The sequence below is a fragment of the Cedecea sp. Ae19-4 genome (assembly GCF_059801165.1).
In genome coordinates this window covers 295,196-314,299 of the sequence record NZ_JBCHWG010000001.1, presented here as the reverse complement: position 1 = coordinate 314,299, position 19,104 = coordinate 295,196, and the positions used below count along the sequence as shown (strand labels likewise).

Annotated in this window: 21 protein-coding genes and 1 other RNA gene; 6 read left to right on the top strand and 16 right to left on the bottom strand. The window is 55.6% G+C overall.

Features of this window, described 5'->3' with window-relative positions; genetic code table 11:
• Position 1: 1 nt before the first annotated feature.
• The 7 genes from AAIE02_RS01415 to cstA form a co-directional block, all read right to left on the bottom strand.
• Entirely contained in the window at positions 2 to 304 is a 303-nt protein-coding gene (locus AAIE02_RS01415) for an addiction module antidote protein (protein ID WP_008454699.1), read from the bottom strand.
• Positions 294 to 623: a type II toxin-antitoxin system RelE/ParE family toxin gene (locus AAIE02_RS01410; RefSeq protein ID WP_008454698.1), complete on the bottom strand. Its 330-nt coding sequence runs from the start codon at positions 621 to 623 to the stop codon at positions 294 to 296. Before AAIE02_RS01410 ends, AAIE02_RS01415 begins: the two co-directional genes overlap by 11 nt.
• Positions 624 to 831: 208 nt before the next feature.
• A complete protein-coding gene (gene ilvN / locus AAIE02_RS01405) occupies positions 832 to 1,128 on the bottom strand; it encodes an acetolactate synthase small subunit (protein ID WP_008454697.1) in 297 nt (98 codons plus the stop codon).
• Between the two features lie 3 nt (positions 1,129 to 1,131).
• Entirely contained in the window at positions 1,132 to 2,820 is a 1,689-nt protein-coding gene (gene ilvB / locus AAIE02_RS01400; protein ID WP_498531847.1) for an acetolactate synthase large subunit, read from the bottom strand.
• Between the two features lie 108 nt (positions 2,821 to 2,928).
• Positions 2,929 to 3,027, bottom strand: a complete 99-nt coding sequence (gene ivbL / locus AAIE02_RS01395) for an ilvB operon leader peptide IvbL (RefSeq protein WP_071842708.1) — start codon at positions 3,025 to 3,027, stop codon at positions 2,929 to 2,931.
• Between the two features lie 125 nt (positions 3,028 to 3,152).
• Complete coding sequence (locus tag AAIE02_RS01390; RefSeq protein ID WP_166866308.1) at positions 3,153 to 3,350, bottom strand: YbdD/YjiX family protein; 198 nt, start codon at positions 3,348 to 3,350, stop codon at positions 3,153 to 3,155.
• A gap of 141 nt (positions 3,351 to 3,491) precedes the next feature.
• Positions 3,492 to 5,597 carry a pyruvate/proton symporter CstA gene (cstA, locus tag AAIE02_RS01385; protein ID WP_498531846.1) on the bottom strand — a complete coding sequence of 702 codons (2,106 nt, stop codon included), beginning with the start codon at positions 5,595 to 5,597 and terminating at the stop codon, positions 3,492 to 3,494.
• Positions 5,598 to 5,988: 391 nt separating this feature from the next.
• Between cstA and AAIE02_RS01380 the strand changes: the two genes are divergently transcribed.
• Together AAIE02_RS01380 and gdhA are read left to right on the top strand one after the other, a co-directional pair.
• Positions 5,989 to 8,217 (top strand): TonB-dependent siderophore receptor, encoded by a 2,229-nt coding sequence (locus AAIE02_RS01380; protein WP_498531845.1) that lies wholly within the window; start codon positions 5,989 to 5,991, stop codon positions 8,215 to 8,217.
• A gap of 252 nt (positions 8,218 to 8,469) precedes the next feature.
• The gene (gdhA, locus tag AAIE02_RS01375; RefSeq protein ID WP_498531844.1) at positions 8,470 to 9,813 is read left to right on the top strand and encodes an NADP-specific glutamate dehydrogenase; all 1,344 of its coding nucleotides are present in this window, start codon (positions 8,470 to 8,472) and stop codon (positions 9,811 to 9,813) included.
• A 37-nt stretch (positions 9,814 to 9,850) separates the two neighbouring features.
• Here the strand turns inward: gdhA and AAIE02_RS01370 are convergent, their stop codons facing one another.
• Positions 9,851 to 10,669, bottom strand: coding sequence for a GNAT family N-acetyltransferase (locus tag AAIE02_RS01370; protein ID WP_166994451.1), 819 nt, complete (start codon positions 10,667 to 10,669; stop codon positions 9,851 to 9,853).
• A gap of 62 nt (positions 10,670 to 10,731) precedes the next feature.
• Positions 10,732 to 11,346 carry a membrane protein YczE gene (gene yczE, locus AAIE02_RS01365; protein ID WP_166876631.1) on the bottom strand — a complete coding sequence of 205 codons (615 nt, stop codon included), beginning with the start codon at positions 11,344 to 11,346 and terminating at the stop codon, positions 10,732 to 10,734.
• Positions 11,347 to 11,437: 91 nt separating this feature from the next.
• Between yczE and yczR the strand changes: the two genes are divergently transcribed.
• A complete protein-coding gene (gene yczR, locus AAIE02_RS01360) occupies positions 11,438 to 12,865 on the top strand; it encodes a MocR-like transcription factor YczR (protein ID WP_498531843.1) in 1,428 nt (475 codons plus the stop codon).
• Between the two features lie 76 nt (positions 12,866 to 12,941).
• Here the strand turns inward: yczR and AAIE02_RS01355 are convergent, their stop codons facing one another.
• The 3 genes from AAIE02_RS01355 to AAIE02_RS01345 form a co-directional block, all read right to left on the bottom strand.
• A complete protein-coding gene (locus AAIE02_RS01355) occupies positions 12,942 to 13,166 on the bottom strand; it encodes a hypothetical protein (RefSeq protein WP_008454666.1) in 225 nt (74 codons plus the stop codon).
• Positions 13,163 to 13,417 (bottom strand): hypothetical protein, encoded by a 255-nt coding sequence (locus AAIE02_RS01350; protein ID WP_008454659.1) that lies wholly within the window; start codon positions 13,415 to 13,417, stop codon positions 13,163 to 13,165. The genes AAIE02_RS01355 and AAIE02_RS01350 overlap by 4 nt, the downstream gene beginning before the upstream one ends.
• Before the next feature lie 131 nt (positions 13,418 to 13,548).
• Positions 13,549 to 13,995 carry an Lrp/AsnC family transcriptional regulator gene (locus AAIE02_RS01345; protein ID WP_008454658.1) on the bottom strand — a complete coding sequence of 149 codons (447 nt, stop codon included), beginning with the start codon at positions 13,993 to 13,995 and terminating at the stop codon, positions 13,549 to 13,551.
• A gap of 105 nt (positions 13,996 to 14,100) precedes the next feature.
• Between AAIE02_RS01345 and AAIE02_RS01340 the strand changes: the two genes are divergently transcribed.
• Entirely contained in the window at positions 14,101 to 14,994 is an 894-nt protein-coding gene (locus AAIE02_RS01340; protein WP_498531842.1) for a DMT family transporter, read from the top strand.
• A 17-nt stretch (positions 14,995 to 15,011) separates the two neighbouring features.
• Here the strand turns inward: AAIE02_RS01340 and ffs are convergent.
• Positions 15,012 to 15,108, bottom strand: an RNA gene (gene ffs / locus AAIE02_RS01335) — signal recognition particle sRNA small type.
• Positions 15,109 to 15,279: 171 nt separating this feature from the next.
• On the opposite strand from ffs, the gene AAIE02_RS01330 reads away from it, so the two are divergent.
• A complete protein-coding gene (locus tag AAIE02_RS01330) occupies positions 15,280 to 15,591 on the top strand; it encodes an MGMT family protein (RefSeq protein WP_498531841.1) in 312 nt (103 codons plus the stop codon).
• A gap of 28 nt (positions 15,592 to 15,619) precedes the next feature.
• Here the strand turns inward: AAIE02_RS01330 and AAIE02_RS01325 are convergent, their stop codons facing one another.
• Complete coding sequence (locus AAIE02_RS01325; protein WP_498531840.1) at positions 15,620 to 16,192, bottom strand: YbaY family lipoprotein; 573 nt, start codon at positions 16,190 to 16,192, stop codon at positions 15,620 to 15,622.
• A 200-nt stretch (positions 16,193 to 16,392) separates the two neighbouring features.
• Here AAIE02_RS01325 and tesB point away from each other — a divergent pair, with 200 nt between their 5' ends.
• A complete protein-coding gene (tesB, locus tag AAIE02_RS01320; RefSeq protein ID WP_008454654.1) occupies positions 16,393 to 17,253 on the top strand; it encodes an acyl-CoA thioesterase II in 861 nt (286 codons plus the stop codon).
• 91 nt (positions 17,254 to 17,344) lie between these two features.
• Here tesB and amtB read toward each other — a convergent pair whose 3' ends face one another.
• Together amtB and glnK are read right to left on the bottom strand one after the other, a co-directional pair.
• On the bottom strand, positions 17,345 to 18,637 hold the full coding sequence (gene amtB, locus AAIE02_RS01315; RefSeq protein ID WP_498531839.1) for an ammonium transporter AmtB: 1,293 nt from the start codon (positions 18,635 to 18,637) through the stop codon (positions 17,345 to 17,347).
• Between the two features lie 31 nt (positions 18,638 to 18,668).
• Positions 18,669 to 19,007 (bottom strand): P-II family nitrogen regulator, encoded by a 339-nt coding sequence (gene glnK, locus AAIE02_RS01310; protein WP_002891893.1) that lies wholly within the window; start codon positions 19,005 to 19,007, stop codon positions 18,669 to 18,671.
• Between the last annotated feature and the right edge of the window lie 97 nt (positions 19,008 to 19,104).

Below are 19,104 nucleotides of genomic sequence, written 5' to 3'. Positions count from 1 at the left end.
GTCAGCCCGCAATCTCTGAAAAATGAATCCCCACCGCGTGCAAAACCTTTTTGGTGGTTTTGATGGTGGGGTTTCCACGCTCCGACAGCGTGCGGTACAGCGTTTCACGGTTTAGGTTTGCCGCTCTGGCAATCTCCGTAAAGCCACCTCTGGCTTCTACCAGCCGACGCATGGCAATGAGAAACACCGCTTCGCCGTCGTCACCGTCCAGCCCAATAAAAGCTTCTTTCAGGTACTCCACGGCGAAGGCACGATCGTCGCGGAGCATATCAATAACCGTTTGATCAAATTCGCTAAATTTCATTTTTTCTCCCTTGATGTTCAAGCCACCATTCTTTTGCACGTTCGATATCCGCCTGTTGATTGCGTTTATCTCCACCCGCCAGTAGCAGCCAGACGGCTTTGCCGTCCTGGGCGTAGTACACCCTATAGCCAGGCCCTTCATCGATGCGCATTTCCCATACGCCCTGTCCACAGGGTTTATGATCGCCAGGGTTACCAAAGGAAAGTCGGTCGATCCTCATGACTATTTTGGTTTTTGCCCTCGCATCTTTTAACGCCTTTAGCCAGGCTTTGAACGGCGTTTTTCCTTCTGTCGTTTTGAAGAACGTAATCATGTACATCCTTGACTCCCTGAGTGTAGCTTTAAAGCAACGGGCAAGCACGAACAAAATTTAATCGCGCTTATTTTTCTCAGGGCAGGCTAACGAATTCTTGCTTGAGGTTGGTTGAAATCGTTCTTTGGTATGCAGGGTTTGCGGCACGGCTTCCGGGGAGTTATTCATCCTGGCGCGGGGCTTTCAAAAATATGCCTGAAAGCCCCTGGTTTATTTACTGCACAAATGCGGTCAGGCGGTTAAAGATGCCTGGGTCATCGGCGTGGCGAATGATCTGCACCACATCCTCCAGCTTATCGACCTGACTGACCATCTGCTCCAGCCGCTGATCGTCTGCTACCTGCAGCCAGATGCGGCTCTGATCGCCTTCCGGCAGCGGTAAACAGAGAATGCCTTCCACGTTAAATGCGCGGCGGGCAAACAGGCCGCAGATATGTGACATCACGCCCGGGTGGTTGCGCACCGTGAGTTCCAGAATGACGGTGGATTGTTTAGTGATAGATTGCTGCATGATTTACTCTCCAATCATCTGAGTGTTGGCGGCACCCGGTGGCACCATTGGGTAGACTTTTTCATCGGCGTCGATACGCACGTGGATCAGGCAAGGCCCAGGGCGAGAAATCGCTTCCTGCAGCGCGGCCTGCGGATCTTCCGCCTGGTTCAGGTCGCAGGTTGCCAGGCCAAAGCCACGGGCGATGGTCAGGAAATCCGTCATGCCGGGGTAAGTCGCGGCGAAGATATTCTGCTGGTAGAACAGCGTCTGCTGCTGGTGTACCAGCCCCAGCGCCTGGTTGTTCATCAGAATGATTTTTACATCCAGATTATTTTCCGCCGCCGTCGCCATCTCCTGGATATTCATCATCAGGCTGCCGTCGCCGGAGAAGCACAGCACTTTACGGCCAGGTTCGGCCAGCGCCGCGCCAACCGCAGCCGGTAAGCCAAAGCCCATGGTGCCCAGGCCGCCGGACGTCAGCCACTGGCGCGGACGGTTGAGCGGATAAGCCTGAGCCACCCACATCTGGTGCTGGCCTACGTCGGTGGTAACAATAGCCTCATCGTCTACGCAGGCCGCTGCGGCTTTGATCAGTCCATAAGGCATCAGCGGATTATCTGCTCCCGGCGTGGCAAATGGGAACTCACGCTGCAACTCGCTAACCGTCTGCAGCCACTCGCTGCGCTGGGCGTTTTTGGTCTGCGGAATAAGCTGACTCAGCACTTCACGTACGTCACCGCGAATCGCCACGTTGGCCTGCTTAATTTTGCCCAGCTCGGCACGATCGATATCAACGTGGATAATTTTGGCATTCGGGCAAAACTCCTCGGTTTTACCAATGGCACGGTCGTCAAAGCGTGCGCCCAACACGATCAACAGATCGGCTTCGTGCAGGATAAAGTTGGTGCTCCGCGCGCCATGCATTCCCAGCATTCCCAGAGAGAGCGGATGTCGGGCGGGGACCGTCCCCAGCGCCATCAACGTCATGGTTGTCGGCAGACCGGCACGCTCCGCCAGCTCTCGCGCCTGCTCCGCTGCACCCGCGCTGATAATGCCGCCGCCCAGATAAAGCACCGGGCGTTTGGCTTCGTTGATCATTGCGGCCGCACGGGCGATGTCCTGATGGTCAAAGGCCGGGGCAGCGGAAGGCGCGGCTACCGCGGGCAGTTCGGCAATGTCGATTTCAGCGGTCTGAATGTCTTTAGGAATATCGATCCAGACGGGCCCTGGGCGGCCGGACTGTGCGATACGAAAAGCGTCGGTAATCACCTGCGGCAGCTCGTCAATGCTGCGCACCAGGTAGTTATGCTTGGTGATAGGAATCGAAATACCGTAGGTGTCCACTTCCTGGAAAGCATCGGCGCCAATCATTGAAGTGGGGACCTGGCCGGTGATACAAACCAGCGGAATAGAGTCGAGACGCGCGTCGGCAATGGCGGTGACAAGGTTTGTGGCCCCCGGCCCGCTGCAGGCGATGCAGACCGCCGGTTTGCCGCTGGTACGCGCCATGCCCTGCGCCATAAATCCCGCGCCCTGCTCGTGGCGAGCCAGAACGTGGCGAATGCGAGGGCTTTGGCTCAAGGCATTGTAGAGCGGCAGTACGGTGCCACCGGGAATGCCACTAACCGTTGTAATGCCATGATGCTCCAACATTTTTACAATCAGCTGGGCGCCGGTGATGCGTTGTGCGGGTGTGTCCGAAATTGCCATGCTCCAGTCCTTCTAATTAGCCGGTTCGCTTCTGGGCAGGCACTTAAAACAAGAAACCCCGCCCGGTTTGCGCCGGCGGGGTTTGGAATCGATGCGTTGATTCAGTCCCTACGGCGCATTGCCGACGACCACCACCACACGCACGACGACCACCGCGGCTGGTAGCGCGGTAACTAGTAGGGTCGAAGTCTGCAGGGAATGAGTCATGGGTTTCCTGAATCAAGATTAAAAGTCGATATTGATAAAATCATACTCGCTGGTTTCGCACAACAGGATTTTTACCGTCAGCTAAAAAACGAGCTAAATGTCACATTTTTGTTAAATGCTAAGTTTCAGCAGCAGCGTCCGCCGCCTTTACCGCTGTAGCGGGCATCCTGCCGCTCGCGGAAAAATTCTTCATAGGTCATTGGCGTCTGCTCAGGGTGCGTCAGGCGCATGTGCTGCACGTAGTTGTCGTAGTCGGGTACGCCAATCATCAGCTTCGCGGCCTGACCGAGGTATTTCCCGGCTTTGGCTAGACTATCGAACATGGTACCTCCAGTGGGTTGCCCCTCGCCCCGGCCCTCTCCCCAAAGGGCAGAGGGGAAAAGATAAAAAAATGCGCCCTTCTCCGCTCAGAGCTAAGGTAAACCCCAATTTATCCCCTCTCCCTTTCAGGGAGAGGGTAAAAATCAATGTACGCTCTTCGCCTGCGCCACGATCTGTTCGTAATTATCAGGCATCGGCTCATACGGCGTTTCGCTCGACGTCGGTTGCTCAGACTTCAGCGCCTTAAGCGCAGTTTTCAGCGAGAACCAGCCGAGCACCACAACCACCACCATAAAGAAGATGGTCAGCCCCGCATCCAGGCGGTTGTTAAACACCAACTGGCTGAGCTGCGACTGCGTGTACTGCGCCGGAATATTACCGCTGTCGATCATCGCCTGGAACTTATTGGCGATGGCGAGGAAGCCCACTTTTGCATCCGAGCTGAACGCTTTCTGCCAGCCTGCGGTTAACGTGCACACCAGCAGCCAGGCGGTCGGCATCAGCGCCACCCAGGCATAGCGCTGCTTCTTCATTTTGAACAGCACAACGGCGCACAGCATCAGCGCCATGCCCGCCAGCATCTGGTTGGCGATACCGAACAGCGGCCACAGCGTGTTAATGCCGCCCAGCGGATCGACCACGCCCTGATGCAGGAAGTAACCCCAGGCGAGCACACAAAGCCCGGTGGCAAGCAGGTTGGCCGGCAGCGAGTCCGTCCGTTTCAGTCCCGGAGAGATTACGCCCAGCAGATCCTGCAGCATAAAACGTGCCGCACGAGTCCCGGCATCCACCGCCGTCAGGATAAACAGCGCTTCAAACAGAATGGCAAAGTGGTACCAGAACGAGACGTCCATCAGCCCGCCGAGCGCGCCGTGCAGAATATACGCCATGCCAACGGCCAGCGTTGGTGCCCCACCGGCGCGGGAGATGATGCTCTGTTCGCCCACTTCGTTGGCAATGTTGGTCAGCGTTTCCGGAGTGATATGGAAGCCCCACCCGCTCACCACCTGCGCGGCAGAAGCGACAACATCCGCCGTGCCAGCAGGCGCCAATACAGCCATCGGGCTGTTCATCGCGAAGTACACGCCCGGATCGATGATACAGGCTGCCACCAGCGCCATGATCGCTACGAAGGACTCCATCAACATGCCGCCGTAGCCAATGAAGCAGGCCTGATTTTCGTTCGCCAGCATTTTTGGCGTGGTGCCGGAAGCAATCAGCGCGTGGAAGCCGGAAACGGCCCCACAGGCGATGGTGATAAACAGGAACGGGAACAGATCCCCACTCCAGACCGGGCCGGTGCCATCAATGAATTTTGTTAATGATGGCATTTGCAGCGTCGGACGCATGATCAAAATGCCGATAGCCAGCCCGATGATGGTGCCGATTTTCAGGAAGGTGGAGAGGTAATCACGCGGGGCCAGCAGCAGCCACACCGGCAGCACCGAGGCCACAAAACCGTACCCTACCAGCATCCAGGTGAGCTGCACGCCCGTAAAATCAAAGTACGGCGCCCAGGTCGGGCTCTCCGCTACCCAGCCGCCGGAAATAATGGCAAACACCAGCATCACCAGGCCAATCACCGACACTTCGCCGATACGCCCAGGGCGCAAATAGCGAATGTAGACGCCCATAAACAGCGCCAGCGGGATGGTGAAGGCCACGGTGTAAGTCCCCCACGGGCTGTGGGTTAACGCCTTCACCACGATCATTGCCAGCACGGCCAGGATAATCACCATGATCATAAAGCAGGCGACCAGTGCGATAACCCCCGCAGTGTTGCCCATTTCTTCTTTAGCTAACTCCCCCAGCGAACGCCCGTTGCGACGCGTGGAGACAAACAACACCATAAAGTCCTGCACGGCGCCCGCCAGTACCACGCCTGCCAGCAGCCAAAGCATGCCCGGCAGGTAACCCATTTGCGCGGCAAGCACCGGTCCCACCAGCGGCCCCGCCCCGGCGATGGCGGCAAAGTGGTGGCCAAACAGCACTTTTTTATCCGTTGGGACGTAATCAAGGCCGTCATTGTTTCGCACGGCCGGCGTCATGCGCGTGGCATCCACCGTTAGCACGCGTTTAGCGATAAACAAACCGTAGTAACGATAGGCAATCAGGTAGATACAAACTGAGGCAATAACAATCCACAGCGCATTTATCTGTTCACCGCGATTCAGTGCGATGTAGCCGAGGGCGAATGCGCCGATCAAAGCGAGCACGACCCAGACGAGGTGTTTCCCAAATCTATCCATCAATTTTGTCCGTTTTCTAAGTGGATACCGAGAGTTGTTACATTTTGTTTCTAGCCTGGAATAGAGATTCTCACAATCGGAAGGGGGCAAAACACGGGGCATTTACCTCAGTTTGTTAATGAGATCACCTAAATATGTATCGGAACCGTAACAGCAGAAGGTCAATTGTGGAGCATCAGGTTAATGAATGATTGATACGGGGAGTAATAACCCAGGCTGATTAATTAGCGGCTTTAATAGATTGCAAAAATGCAATTGATAAAGACATTGATAATTGTTTTCATTTGCAATAGCGTGTTTCCGCACTTTCAACTCCAGGCACTTTTGCCGCGTCCTTCCTCGTTTGGGAAAGGAACTTAAGGGACGCAGGCGGTGACACTCAGGATAAATAATGAACAATACATTATCGTACTCCCTCGCCACACTGGTGAGTCTGGGCCTCTACGGCACCGCTTTTTCAGCGGCAGCAGCAGAGGTAACCCCCGCTGAAAACGAAGACACGCTCGTCGTCACCGCAGCCCAGCAAACGCTGCAGGCACCCGGCGTGTCGGTGATTACTTCCGACGAATTAAAGAAGCACCCGGTCGCGCGCGATGTCTCTGAAATCATTCGCACCATGCCGGGAGTTAACCTGACCGGCAACTCCACCAGCGGGCAGCGCGGCAACGGCCGCCAGATCGACATTCGCGGTATGGGGCCAGAAAACACGCTGATCCTGGTTGACGGTAAACCCGTCACCAGCCGCAATTCAGTGCGCCTGGGCTGGCGCGGCGAGCGTGATACCCGCGGCGATGCCTCCTGGGTTCCACCGGAAATGATCGAACGCATTGAGGTCCTGCGCGGCCCGGCAGCAGCCCGCTACGGCAATGGGGCGGCTGGCGGCGTGGTGAACATCATCACCAAACGCAGCAGCAACGAATTCCACGGCAGCTGGAACACCTATTTCAATGCCCCGGAGCACAAAGATGAAGGCGCAACGAAACGCACCAACTTCAGCCTGACCGGGCCGCTCGGTGACGACGTGAGTTTCCGCCTCTACGGCAACCTCGATAAAACGCAGGCGGACGCCTGGGACATCAACCAGGGGCACCAGTCACTGCGCACCGGGTCTTACGCCAACACGCTGCCAGCGGGCCGAGAAGGCGTTATCCATAAAGACCTGAACGGAATGATCCGCTGGGAATTTGCCCCGATGCAGGCGCTGGAGTTTGAAACCGGCTACAGTCGCCAGGGGAATCTCTATTCAGGTGATACACAGAATACGAATACCAGCCAGTTGGTGAAGGACAACTACGGCAAAGAGACCAATCGTCTCTACCGCCAGACCTATTCCGTGACCTGGACCGGCGGCTGGGATAACGGCGTCACCACCAACACTTATGCGCAATACGAACACACCCGTAACTCGCGCATGAATGAGGGCCTGGCGGGCGGCACGGAGGGGATTTTCTCCAACAACCAGTTCTCAGATATCGATCTCAGCGATGTCATGCTGCACAGCGAAGCAAGCATTCCGTTTACCCTGTTGGTGAATCAAAACCTCACCGTCGGTAGCGAATGGAATCAGCAGCGCATGAAAGACGGTACCTCCAACACCCAGTCGTTAAGCGAAGGCGGGCCGATTCCGGGGCTCTCATCCACCGGCCGAAGCCCTTATTCCAAAGCGGAGATCTTCTCTCTGTTTGCCGAAAACAATATGGAGCTAACCAGCAGCACCATGCTGACACCGGGTCTTCGGTTCGATCATCACTCCATCGTGGGGGATAACTGGAGCCCGTCGCTGAATCTGAGCCAGGAATTGGTGGAAGACTTGACGCTGAAGCTCGGTATTGCCCGGGCTTATAAAGCGCCAAGTCTGTATCAGACCAACCCGAACTACATCCTTTACAGCCGCGGTCAGGGCTGTGCGGCCAGCGGCGGGGCGTGTTATCTGATGGGGAATGAGGATCTGAAAGCCGAAACCAGCGTCAACAAAGAAATTGGCCTGGAGTTCAAGCGTGACGGCTATCAGGCCGGGATCACCTGGTTCCGGAACGACTATCGCAACAAAATTGAATCCGGCTATTCACCTATTGCCTCTAACAGCAAGAAAACCGACATCTACCAGTGGGGCAACGTGCCTAAAGCGGTGGTGGAAGGTCTTGAAGGTACGATTAATCTGCCGCTGACGGAGACCGTAAGCTGGAATAACAACCTGACTTACATGCTGCAAAGTAAAAATAAGGAAACCGGCGATCGCCTGTCGATCATCCCTGAATACACGCTTAACTCCACGCTTAGCTGGCAGGTTCGCCCGGACATTTCGCTGCAAAGCACCCTGACGTGGTACGGCAAACAGGCACCGAAGAAGTACAACTATAAGGGAGTTCCTGTCACCGGCAGCGACACCAACGAGGTCAGCCCTTATAGCATCCTTGGCATGAGCGCGACCTGGGACGCGACCAAAAACGTCAGCTTCACAGCCGGGATCGACAACCTGCTGGATAAGCGCCACTGGCGCGCAGGTAACGCCCAGACCACCGGGAATGACACGACCAAATCCTACATGTACGGCGCTGGCGCGGAGACCTACAACGAGCCTGGCCGCACGTACTACATGAGCGTCAATACGCACTTCTAAGCTCGGTTCGGGAGGCTAATAAGCCTCCCAAATTGATCGCCAACGGCCGAAAAACAGAGAAGACAATTTATTGTCTGTTATTAGACCGAAATTTAGATTTTTTTAGGGTTAATAGCCCGACTAAACGCTTCCCTTCTTTATTGCCTTTCCGGTGAAAAAATCGCTTGATGCCCGTTCATAAGAAAATGTTATAGTCGAAAAATCACCCAAAAAAAGACAGACAACATAATTTTCAACAAGGAGTTACCTCTGATGGCTCAAGCATTATCCCTCGAAGGCTTTTTAACCTCAGTACAGTCCCGCGATCCGCACCAGGTAGAATTCGCTCAGGCGGTTCGCGAAGTGATGAGCACGCTGTGGCCGTTTCTGGAAAACAATCCGCAATACCGCCAGCAGGCGCTGCTCGAACGTCTGGTTGAGCCAGAACGCGTGATTCAGTTCCGCGTCGCCTGGGTGGACGACAACAATCAGGTGCAGGTGAACCGGGCCTGGCGCGTGCAGTTCAACTCGGCCATTGGCCCGTTCAAAGGCGGCATGCGCTTCCACCCTTCCGTTAATCTGTCGATCCTCAAATTCCTCGGCTTTGAACAGACCTTTAAAAACGCCCTCACCACGCTACCGATGGGCGGCGGCAAAGGCGGCAGCGACTTTAATCCGAAGGGCAAAAGCGAAGGCGAAATCATGCGCTTTTGCCAGGCGCTGATGCTGGAGCTTTATCGCCACCTTGGCCCGGACACCGACGTCCCGGCGGGGGATATCGGCGTTGGTGGCCGCGAAGTCGGCTACATGGCGGGGATGATGAAAAAGCTCTCCAACAACACCGCCTGCGTGTTTACCGGCAAAGGGCTGTTGTTCGGCGGCAGTCTGATCCGCCCGGAAGCAACCGGCTACGGCCTGATCTACTTCACCGATGCCATGCTGCAGCGCCACGGCCTGGGCTTTGAAGGCCTGCGCGTGGCGGTTTCCGGCTCCGGCAACGTCGCTCAGTATGCGATTGAAAAAGCCATGTCGCTCGGCGCTCGCGTGGTCACGGCGTCTGACTCCAACGGCACCGTGGTAGATGAAGCAGGCTTTAACGCAGAGAAACTGACCCGCCTGTGCGAAATCAAAGCCAGCCGCGATGGCCGCGTCGCCGACTATGCCCGAGAGTTTGGCCTGACTTATCTGGAAGGCCAGCAGCCGTGGAGCGTGCCGGTCGATATCGCTCTGCCTTGTGCTACACAGAACGAGCTGGACGTCGATGCTGCCAAAACGCTTATCGCCAACGGCGTGAAGGCGGTAGCCGAAGGGGCAAATATGCCAACCACGATTGCTGCGACGGATCTGTTTGTGGAAGCTGGCGTGCTGTTCGCGCCGGGTAAAGCGGCAAACGCAGGCGGTGTAGCAACGTCCGGGCTGGAAATGGCGCAGAATGCGGCCCGTCTGAGCTGGAAGGCCGAAAAAGTAGATATTCGCCTGCACCACATCATGCTTGATATTCATCAGGCCTGCGTGGATTACGGTGGCGAAGGAAAACAAACCCAGTACGTTCGCGGCGCGAACATCGCCGGGTTCGTAAAAGTCGCGGACGCTATGCTGGCTCAGGGCGTGCTGTAACTTGCAGGGTGAGGGCCTTCGCCCTCACCTTCTCTGCCTACAAGGTAAGCTTCATCTCGTATTGCCGAATCTTATCCAGGGTAAAGCCGCTGCCTAAAAACACCGGCGAAACGGTTTCGGGCAGGCTGGGAATAGTCACTAATCCAGGGAACTGGCGCTGAAGTAAAGCCAGCAGCTTTTTTGCCTTCCCGGATCGTCGCGCATACGGCTCAACAAACAGCCCTCTGAGCTTCGGTATTTCGCCGGGAACGACCATCGCATAAGCCACTTCATCCAGTACAAAAGCCTTACCGGGCAGCTTATACAGCGTTTCAGCCGCGCAAAGCCACGGCAGCGGCGCATCGTTAGCGGCCATCATTCTATGGGTCATTTGCAGCGGATCGATTTCCAGCAGTTCGCCGTCGGCCTCGCCTTCAGGAACACCTGCAGACTGGAAGCCCACCAGCGTTTGCTGGGGCACAAAGCCCATTCGCTCATAGAGCGCCAGCCCGCCTTCGTTGCCTAAAATCACTTCCAGATAAAATTGCTTATCCCCGCGCTCGCGCGCGGCATCAATAAGCTGCTGAATGAAGATCTTGCCTAAACCCTGCCCGCGCAGTTCCGGGCGAATCGCAAACGCGGCCAGGCGGCAGGTTTGCCCGCGTCGTGTCACCAGCGCCATGGCTTTGGGCTCTCCACGGTAAAGCCAGATAGGGCTGTCGCCTGGGAAAAGATCTTCTGAGGCAAAACGCCAGCCGAACGTTTCCCCTTCCAGACGAAAAGGCACCACGTACTGTTCAAAACAGTGGGTTAATATCTCTGCCAGCTGAAAGCTGTTCCAGTTCAGCGCGGGTTTACTCACAATCTCGTGCCGCATACTCTCTCCCGTTTTAAGCAATTATTATTCTCCGGAAGATAATGTTTAGCACAGCTACGGCATCAGAATGTAGCTTCCTGTGCAGGAGTCGCTGTGTTATTCAACGGCTTAACGCGAAACCACGGCAGGCAAAGCTGAATGAGAGGCCCGATAGCTAACGCATAAAGCACGGTGCCCACGCCAAAACTGCCGCCCATCAGCCAGCCGGAGATCAGTACGGTCACCTCAATGGCGGTACGCACGCTGCGCACCGACCAGCCCGTTCTGGCATGGATCCCGGTCATCAGCCCATCTCGCGGCCCGGCACCAAAACCAGCGCCGATATACATGCCCGTCGCCAGGGCGTTAACCACCAAAGCACCGACCAGCAAAACGGAGCGCGCAAGAAGCGATTCCAGCGGCGGCATTAGCGCCAGCGTGGCATCCGCCGCCAGCCCCAACACAATCACGTTGCTAATGGTGCCAAGGCCTGGACGCTGACGCAGCGGGATCCACAGCAGCAACACCAGCGCCCCCACAATAATCATCACCAGCCCGAGGTTGAGCGAAAAAAGCCTGGCCACGCCGAGGTGGAAAACGTTCCACGGGTCCGCGCCCAGATCGGCACGCACGAACATGGCGGTTGAAATGCCGTAAAAGACCAGGCCGGTATAAAGCTGCAGCAGGCGACGAGCCATCATGACAAAGATCCTCAGTGTGTTTTTATGGCTATACCCTCTCGCAAAATGGACCTAGTATTAAGGTCCAGTTATCAGAAAGTGGACTGCTATGACGCTGCGCAGAATCGGAATTTCATCTTTAACTCGCCTGCTTGGCCACTGGCATCAGGCATCATCCCGCTCGCCGGTCTATCGCCAACTGGCGGACGGACTGCGGCTGCTGATCCTTGATGGGCGCCTACCGCTCGACAGCAGGCTGCCGGGGGAAAGAGAGCTTTCTGGCGCGCTGGGCGTGAGCCGCACCACGGTGGCCTCTGCGCTGGCGCAGCTCAGGGAGGAAGGGTATCTGCTGAGCCGCCAGGGCTCAGGCTCTGTCACCATGCTGCCCGAAAGCAGCCCGGCCATTTCCCCCTTGCCCGGCAATGCTCCGGTACTGGATCTCTCCACCGCCGCCCTCAGCGCCGGGCCGGAAATTCATCGGGCATACTCCACCGCGCTCACTTTCCTGCCGGAACATTTGTCCTCAACCGGCTATGACAGCCAGGGCTTGCCGGAGCTGAGAGAAGCAATTGCGCGGCATTATGCGTCACGGGGATTACCCACGACGCCTGACCAAATCATGGTGGTCAACGGTGCCGTCAGCGGACTGGGGCTAATACTTAGACTGTTCACCGGCCCGGGAGATCGCGTAGTCGTAGATCATCCCACTTACCCGATGGCGTTGGCGGCGATTCGCGGCGCCTCCTGCCGCCCCGTGCCGGTCAGCCTGCCCGCAAGCGGTTGGGATGTTGACGGTTTAGCGGCGACTATCGCCCAGACTTCTCCCCGGCTGGCTTACTTGATTCCAGATTTCCATAACCCAACTGGCCGCTGTATGGACGCGGCCACGCGCCAAAGGGTGAACGAGATAGCCGCCCGCAGCCACACCACGCTGGTTGTGGACGAAACGATGGCCGATCTCTGGTTTGATGCTCCTCCTCCTTCTCCCCTGGCGGCTTTTGGCCCGGAAGAACACACCATCTCGCTAGGCTCCGCCGGGAAAAGTTTCTGGGGCGGGCTGCGCCTCGGCTGGATAAGGGCTTCAGGCAAAACCATCAGTTCGCTGATACAAATCCGCAATACCTTTGATTTAGGGACGCCTCTGCTGGAGCAACTGGCTGCCACGCAGTTGTTTGCCGACGCGGCGCAGTTCTTGCCTCAGCGCAGAGAGATGCTGCGCCAACGCTGCGAAACCAGCTTCGCCGCGATGCAAGCGCTGTTCCCGGACTGGCAAACATCGCCCCCGGAAGGCGGCCTGTCGTGGTGGGTGGAATTACCGAAACCGCTGGCCACGATTTTTGCCGCCGCCGCCGAGAGTCAGGGCATTCGGATCGGTGCCGGGCCAAGGTTTGGGGTCGATGGGGCTTTTGAGCGCTTTTTACGCCTTCCCTTCAGCCTTGAACCCGCAGAGATGCAGCTTGCCCTGCAGCGGCTGCAGCCGCTTTGGCATCACCTGGCGACAACAAGAAATGAAAGTCTGCGGGGAATGGTATTTTAGAAAGCGAAATATTTCCCTCTAAAATAAAAGAGGGAAATATTATTCTGCAAGCACAGCAATAGGGCGATGCCATAAATTAGTTTTGTGAAATTCTGGGAATAGCGAACCCTTTTAGGGTGATGGTGAAATGTTCACCCTCTTTTTTAATACTGGCCCCGGTATCGCACCAGTCTGAAGCAATGCGGAAAAACTCATCGCTGCCAATATTCCAGCCCAGCTTCACTTTTTTCAGGTAACCTGAACGCAATAACTCACAGGCTTGCTGATAGCTGTAGGCGGTACTGTCCGTACCGGCGTTCATTTTTTCTTCTTCAACAGTTTACGCAATGCCTTGATCTCACGATCGTTTAATGGCGTCACGCGGGCCTCAGAAGTATGCTGACTGTCCACATCATCTTCATCGACGCCCACGTCGCTGTCGAGCTCGTCAAAGGCTTTGGACAGAAGTCGTTCCGTTACGCTTGCCAGGGTTTCACTATTCTCTTCCGCATAGTGACGAATCTTCTCTTTTAACTCGATGCTTATTTTTACGTTCAGCGTAGCCGTCGTCATTGCAAATCCTTAGTGCTTAAACAGAGGTTGGTGTTTAATACTATAGAGAATAAATAAGATCCAGCCAGTGAGATAAATTTAATATTTCTGTCATAATTCAAATACCCGGAAAATATATCAGGTTTATTTATTTACAAAGGCGGCAGCCTGCGTTTCACCGGCGTGCTTTTGACGATAGACGTATTGCACTGGGCAAACTCAGCCAGCTCATCAAGAATTTCATCAAGTTGCTCAATAGAGCGGATCACCAGCCGGATGATGAAGCAATCTTCACCGGTGATTTTGTCGCATTCTATACACTCGGGAATCGCCTGAATCATCTTCTCCACTTTATGCAGCATACCCGGTAACGGTTTCATGCGAACCAGTCCCTGCAGGGTGTAACCCAGAGCCGTGAGATTGGCGTTCATGGTGTAGCCGTTAATCACGCCGCGTTCCTCCAGCCGCTTTACTCGTTCTGCCGTGCTCGGTGAAGAGAGACCAATTTTTCCACTAAGCACTTTCAGGGAGATACGAGCATCCGCCGCAAGAATAGTCAGAATATGCCTGTCGATATCATCGGGAAGGTAATCACTCATTTTTATCTCATTTATAAAGGTAAAAGTATCTTATAACCTAATTTTTACACTTCAACGAGTTCGCCGCAGTGCGCAGAATAAAGTTCTTTATTCTGGAGAGACAAAATGATTCGCGAGATAAGAACCGGCAGCCTGCAAATGATTGTGGCGATGCTCATCTCCGGCACCATCGGCGCCCTCGTAGTAATATCTCAGCAGCCTATCGCCAACGTCGTTTTCTGGCGCTGCGTGTTTGCGACTATTACGCTGTTCATATTGGGCCTGATGAGCGGTAACTGGCGCAGCCATCTGACCCGCAGGGTCGTTGCGATATCCGCCCTCGGCGGCGTGGCGCTGGTCGTCAACTGGCTGCTGCTGTTCGCCGCCTATTCACGAACGTCCATTGGGCTTGCCACGGTCCTGTACAATACGCAGCCGCTGATGCTGGTCGGGATGGGCGTTTTTATCCTGAAAGAGAAAGTCAGCCGCAGCAAGTGGCTTTGGCTGGGAGCATCCTTTATCGGCATGCTGCTTGTGCTCTCAAGCGGGCTAAATCATGACGGGAATGGTGGCTGGCTTTTGGGCATCGTGCTGGCGCTGGGCGCCGCGTTCTTTTATGCCCTGACGGCGCTTGCCACACGCCAGTTAAGGGGCATTCCTCCACAGCAAATCGCACTCGTTCAGGTGGCCGTCGGCACGCTGCTACTGCTGCCACTGGTAGATTTCCAGTCGCATATGACATTCACGCATTGGGGAATTGTCGCCACGCTGGGCATAGTGCATACCGGCATTATGTACCAGTTGCTGTATGGCGCGATCCAAAAGCTGCCGACGTCGATTACCGCCTCACTCTCGTTTATCTACCCCATTGTGGCGGTGATCGTGGATCGCTTCGTCTTCCATCACAGTCTGAGCCCGATTCAGTTTATCGGTGGCGCGATGATTTTGCTGGCAGCGGCTGGGATCAACTTAGGATGGGGAGAAAAGCGCATGACTAAAACATCGCTGGCTAAGGGGTAGCCAGAATTGGGTGGGGGCCCTGCCAGCTACATCCCGGCACACACGTCGCCTGCTGCGGCTGCTTCCTTCCGGACCTGACCGAGTTCACAAGTTAGTGTTGCGGGAGAACCAACAGGGCCCCCATTGAGAGCGTTGTTATCCAACGCGCTGGCGCATTATCCACATCCCCCCCGCGAATTGCAAGCCAGCGGCGGTCAGGTGTTGGTTTATTGCGCATCAACGGTTTAACTTGGTGCTTTCTCCGTCGCCGATTATCCTTAGAAGCGATTTTGCCAGGAGTTCTCTATGGATAAGCACGATTCCTTTCCACAGCGCGTTTACCAAATTGTTGCCGCCATTCCCGAAGGTTGCGTGACCACCTACGGCGAAATTGCCGCGCTTGCCGGGTCGCCCCGGGCAGCCCGCCAGGTGGGTGGCGTACTCAAGCGTCTGCCCGAAGGCAGCCGTTTACCGTGGCATCGGGTGGTGAACCGGCAGGGTGTGATTTCACTGACAGGACCCGATCTCCAGCGTCAGCGCCAGGCGCTGCTTTCTGAAGGGGTGGTGGTGTCAGGCGACGGTCATATCGATATGCTGCGTTACCGCTGGAAATATTAAAACGCCCCCAATTTGGGGGCGTTTCGCTTTAGTAAGTTGTTGGCGCAGGCACCGCTGAAGATGGCGTGACCTGAGTCGGCGAGGTGGATGGCACCGTTGTTGCCGCCCCACCACTTTGCTGAAGTGGAATCGCCGTATTTTGTACCGGCACCAGCGTCAGATCTGCCTTCGTCCCGCCCTGGTTGATCACCGGCTGGAAGGTATCGGTGATAAACATCAGCTTACCGTTCACGGTGATGGCGGCACTCAGCAGGATACGCGCGTTCGGCTGAATGTCAGCCGGGTTGAACGGGATCACGAAGCTGAAAGGCGCCTGTTTACCTTCGGTACGCGTAACTTTCTGGGCAATGACTTTCGAAGGGGCATCGGCGAGTGAAGCGTCAGAGACAGTCACCGTCAGCACGGCATCTGGCGGCAGAGCAACCCGCTGACGGATCCATGCCGTACCGGATACGTTAGGCATTGCGATGTTAGATTGCTGGGCAGATGCGGCTCCGGCGGATGCACTCGGCGCAGGAGTAGGCACATCAGCACTCTTGTGTGCACAACCTGCAACAGCAACCGCGATAGCCAAAGCACTTAACATAGGCACAAGTTTCATTGATTTTTTCTCCTTATTATCAATGTCGCGCCGGGGACTAACCCCGTTGAAAAACGCGCTTAACGGCTTAAGTGTGGCACAGATCACTGAATTCTGCTGAAAACCAGGAATGTTCCCAGCATCCGTGCATCAAATACGCTGTTTACGGGCATGTTATAATCGAGAAAATTTGCCGCATTCCCTTTTATTGAGGACATTTTATGAGTCAGGCGCTCAGCAATTTATTGGCGTTACTTAACCTGGAAAAAATTGAAGAGGGATTGTTCCGTGGCCAAAGCGAGGATTTAGGCCTGCGTCAGGTGTTTGGTGGGCAAGTGGTCGGCCAGGCGCTTTACGCAGCTAAAGAAACCGTACCGGAAGAGCGCCTTGTTCACTCTTTCCACAGCTATTTTTTACGCCCGGGCGACAGCCAAAAGCCCATTGTTTATGACGTAGAAACCCTGCGCGACGGCAACAGTTTTAGCGCCCGCCGCGTTGCTGCGGTGCAGAACGGCAAGCCGATTTTCTATATGACCGCGTCATTCCAGGCCCCTGAATCTGGCTATGAGCACCAGAAAGAGATGCCCCCAGCGCCAAAACCGGATGGCCTGCCGTCCGAAACGGACATCGCCCGCTCTCTGGAAAAATTCCTCCCGCCGCATGCGAAAGAGAAGTTTCTTAGCGAAAAGCCGCTGGAAATTCGCCCGGCCGTATTCCACAACCCGCTGAAAGGCCATGTCGATCAACCTTCCCGCCAGGTCTGGATCCGCGCGAACGGCAACATGCCGCAGGATCTGCGCGTGCATCAGTATCTGCTCGGCTACGCCTCCGACTTCAATTTCTTGCCGGTCGCCCTACAGCCGCATGGCGTAGGTTTCCTGGAACCGGGGATGCAGGTCGCGACTATCGATCACTCAATGTGGTTCCATCGTCCGTTCGACATGAACGAATGGCTGCTGTATAGCGTGGAAAGCACCTCCGCGTCGAGCGCTCGCGGCTTTGTCCGTGGAGAGTTTTATACGCAGGATGGCGTGCTGGTCGCGTCGACGGTTCAGGAAGGCGTCATGCGCCATCGCGGGTAGTTAACGCTGAAATAAAAAAACCACCTGCATAACAGGTGGCATTTAGAGAGAAGTAAAACCTCGTCCAACCGGGCGAGGTTTTGATAACGAATCAGTTGTTGTACGCGTTTTCGCCGTGGCTGTTAACATCCAGGCCTTCGCGTTCCTGCTCTTCTGGAACACGCAGACCTACGGTCAGGTCAGCAATCTTGAACGCGATGAACGCCACCACGCCGGACCAGACAATGGTAATTGCCACGCTTTCAAGCTGAACCAGAAGCTGATGCCCCATAGTCACGCCTTCTGCATAACCCACGCCGCCCAGAGAAGTTGCCGCAAAGATACCGGTCATGATGCACCCGATGATGCCGCAGACGCCGTGCACGCCGAACACATCACATGGGTCATCCACGTTCAGCCATTTTTTCAGCGTCGTCACGCCCCACAGACCGGCCAGACCAACAACCAGACCAATCAGCAGTGCACCGCCCACGCCAACGTAGCCACACGCCGGGGTAATACCCACCAGACCCGCGATAGCACCGGAACAGGCACCCAGCAGAGAAGGTTTACCGCGCAGCGCCCACTCGCCAAAGACCCAGGAGAGAATCGCCGCCGCAGTGGCGACAACGGTGTTCACGAACGCCAGCGCAGCGATTTCGTTGGCCGCACTTGCAGAACCGGCGTTGAAACCGAACCAGCCGAAGTAGAGGATTGCGGTGCCGATAAACACCATTGGCAGGTTGTGCGGCTTGAACGCTTCTTTGCCGAAGCCAACGCGTTTACCCACCAGGTAAGCACCTACTAAGCCAGCAACAGCGGCGTTAATGTGCACGACTGTACCGCCCGCGAAGTCCAGCGCGCCGTGCGTAGCCAGAATACCGCCGCCCCAGACCATGTGCGCAATTGGCACATAAGAGAGCGTCAGCCAGACGGCAGCAAAAATTACCACTGCAGAGAAGCGCACGCGTTCGGAGAGAGACCCTACCACCAGTCCAACGGTAATACAGGCGAAAGAGCCCTGGAACGCCACATGAATATACTGATAGAAAGTGCCCATCAGCGCTTTCAACTGGATATTTTTCAGCATCACCCAGTCAAAGCTGCCGAAGAAGTTATTGCCGGTGCCAAACGCCAGGCTATAGCCATACACGACCCACAGCACGCAAACCATGGCGAAGGTGACGGAGATTTGCGTCAGCATCGACAGCACGTTTTTAGAGCGAATCAGACCGCCGTAAAACAGCGCAAGGCCAGGGATGGTCATAAACAGCACCAGCGCGGTGCATATCATCATAAAGGCGTTGTCGGCTTTGTCCGCGACCGCAGGCGCGTCCGCAGCGAAGGCGAGCGTTGGCAGTAATGCCAGGGTGCCTAAACCAAGGAGTGCAGCTAATTTTTTCATTTTTCCCATCCCAATCAAGGCTTGCCAGCAGTTACAGAGCGGCTTCGTCGGCTTCGCCGGTACGAATACGAATAACGCGTTGCAGTTCTGCAACGAAGATTTTCCCATCACCGATTTTGCCGGTGTAGGCGGCTTTGCTGATCACGTCGATGACTTCATCGAGCTGGTCGTCAGCAATAGCAACATCGATTTTTACTTTCGGCAGAAAGTTGACGCTGTACTCGGCGCCACGGTAAAGCTCCGCATGGCCTTTCTGGCGGCCGAAACCTTTCACTTCGGTCACGGTAAGCCCCTGAATACCGATTGAAGAGAGCGCTTCACGCACGTCTTCAAGCTTGAACGGTTTGATTACCACGGTTACCAGCTTCATAAATTCTCTCCACTCAGAATTAGGTCGTTACCTGCACCTAGAGAGCAAAGCAAAGCCCATGCCAGGAATAAAAAAACAGGGTTATTCAGCACGTTTT

What these genes read in the sequence shown, in the direction of transcription:
- AAIE02_RS01325 (WP_498531840.1), bottom strand. Translation starts at nt 16,192, where the DNA reads ATGAAACTTGTGCCTATGTTAAGTGCTTTGGCTATCGCGGTTGCTGTT.
- amtB (WP_498531839.1), bottom strand. Translation starts at nt 18,637, where the DNA reads ATGAAAAAATTAGCTGCACTCCTTGGTTTAGGCACCCTGGCATTACTG.
- AAIE02_RS01345 (WP_008454658.1), bottom strand. Translation starts at nt 13,995, where the DNA reads ATGAGTGATTACCTTCCCGATGATATCGACAGGCATATTCTGACTATT.
- AAIE02_RS01350 (WP_008454659.1), bottom strand. Translation starts at nt 13,417, where the DNA reads ATGACGACGGCTACGCTGAACGTAAAAATAAGCATCGAGTTAAAAGAG.
- AAIE02_RS01330 (WP_498531841.1), top strand. Translation starts at nt 15,280, where the DNA reads ATGGATAAGCACGATTCCTTTCCACAGCGCGTTTACCAAATTGTTGCC.
- AAIE02_RS01340 (WP_498531842.1), top strand. Translation starts at nt 14,101, where the DNA reads ATGATTCGCGAGATAAGAACCGGCAGCCTGCAAATGATTGTGGCGATG.
- ilvN (WP_008454697.1), bottom strand. Translation starts at nt 1,128, where the DNA reads ATGCAGCAATCTATCACTAAACAATCCACCGTCATTCTGGAACTCACG.
- ilvB (WP_498531847.1), bottom strand. Translation starts at nt 2,820, where the DNA reads ATGGCAATTTCGGACACACCCGCACAACGCATCACCGGCGCCCAGCTG.
- cstA (WP_498531846.1), bottom strand. Translation starts at nt 5,597, where the DNA reads ATGGATAGATTTGGGAAACACCTCGTCTGGGTCGTGCTCGCTTTGATC.
- gdhA (WP_498531844.1), top strand. Translation starts at nt 8,470, where the DNA reads ATGGCTCAAGCATTATCCCTCGAAGGCTTTTTAACCTCAGTACAGTCC.
- tesB (WP_008454654.1), top strand. Translation starts at nt 16,393, where the DNA reads ATGAGTCAGGCGCTCAGCAATTTATTGGCGTTACTTAACCTGGAAAAA.
- AAIE02_RS01380 (WP_498531845.1), top strand. Translation starts at nt 5,989, where the DNA reads ATGAACAATACATTATCGTACTCCCTCGCCACACTGGTGAGTCTGGGC.
- AAIE02_RS01410 (WP_008454698.1), bottom strand. Translation starts at nt 623, where the DNA reads ATGTACATGATTACGTTCTTCAAAACGACAGAAGGAAAAACGCCGTTC.
- AAIE02_RS01370 (WP_166994451.1), bottom strand. Translation starts at nt 10,669, where the DNA reads ATGCGGCACGAGATTGTGAGTAAACCCGCGCTGAACTGGAACAGCTTT.
- yczE (WP_166876631.1), bottom strand. Translation starts at nt 11,346, where the DNA reads ATGGCTCGTCGCCTGCTGCAGCTTTATACCGGCCTGGTCTTTTACGGC.
- AAIE02_RS01390 (WP_166866308.1), bottom strand. Translation starts at nt 3,350, where the DNA reads ATGTTCGATAGTCTAGCCAAAGCCGGGAAATACCTCGGTCAGGCCGCG.
- yczR (WP_498531843.1), top strand. Translation starts at nt 11,438, where the DNA reads ATGACGCTGCGCAGAATCGGAATTTCATCTTTAACTCGCCTGCTTGGC.
- glnK (WP_002891893.1), bottom strand. Translation starts at nt 19,007, where the DNA reads ATGAAGCTGGTAACCGTGGTAATCAAACCGTTCAAGCTTGAAGACGTG.
- ivbL (WP_071842708.1), bottom strand. Translation starts at nt 3,027, where the DNA reads ATGACTCATTCCCTGCAGACTTCGACCCTACTAGTTACCGCGCTACCA.
- AAIE02_RS01415 (WP_008454699.1), bottom strand. Translation starts at nt 304, where the DNA reads ATGAAATTTAGCGAATTTGATCAAACGGTTATTGATATGCTCCGCGAC.
- AAIE02_RS01355 (WP_008454666.1), bottom strand. Translation starts at nt 13,166, where the DNA reads ATGAACGCCGGTACGGACAGTACCGCCTACAGCTATCAGCAAGCCTGT.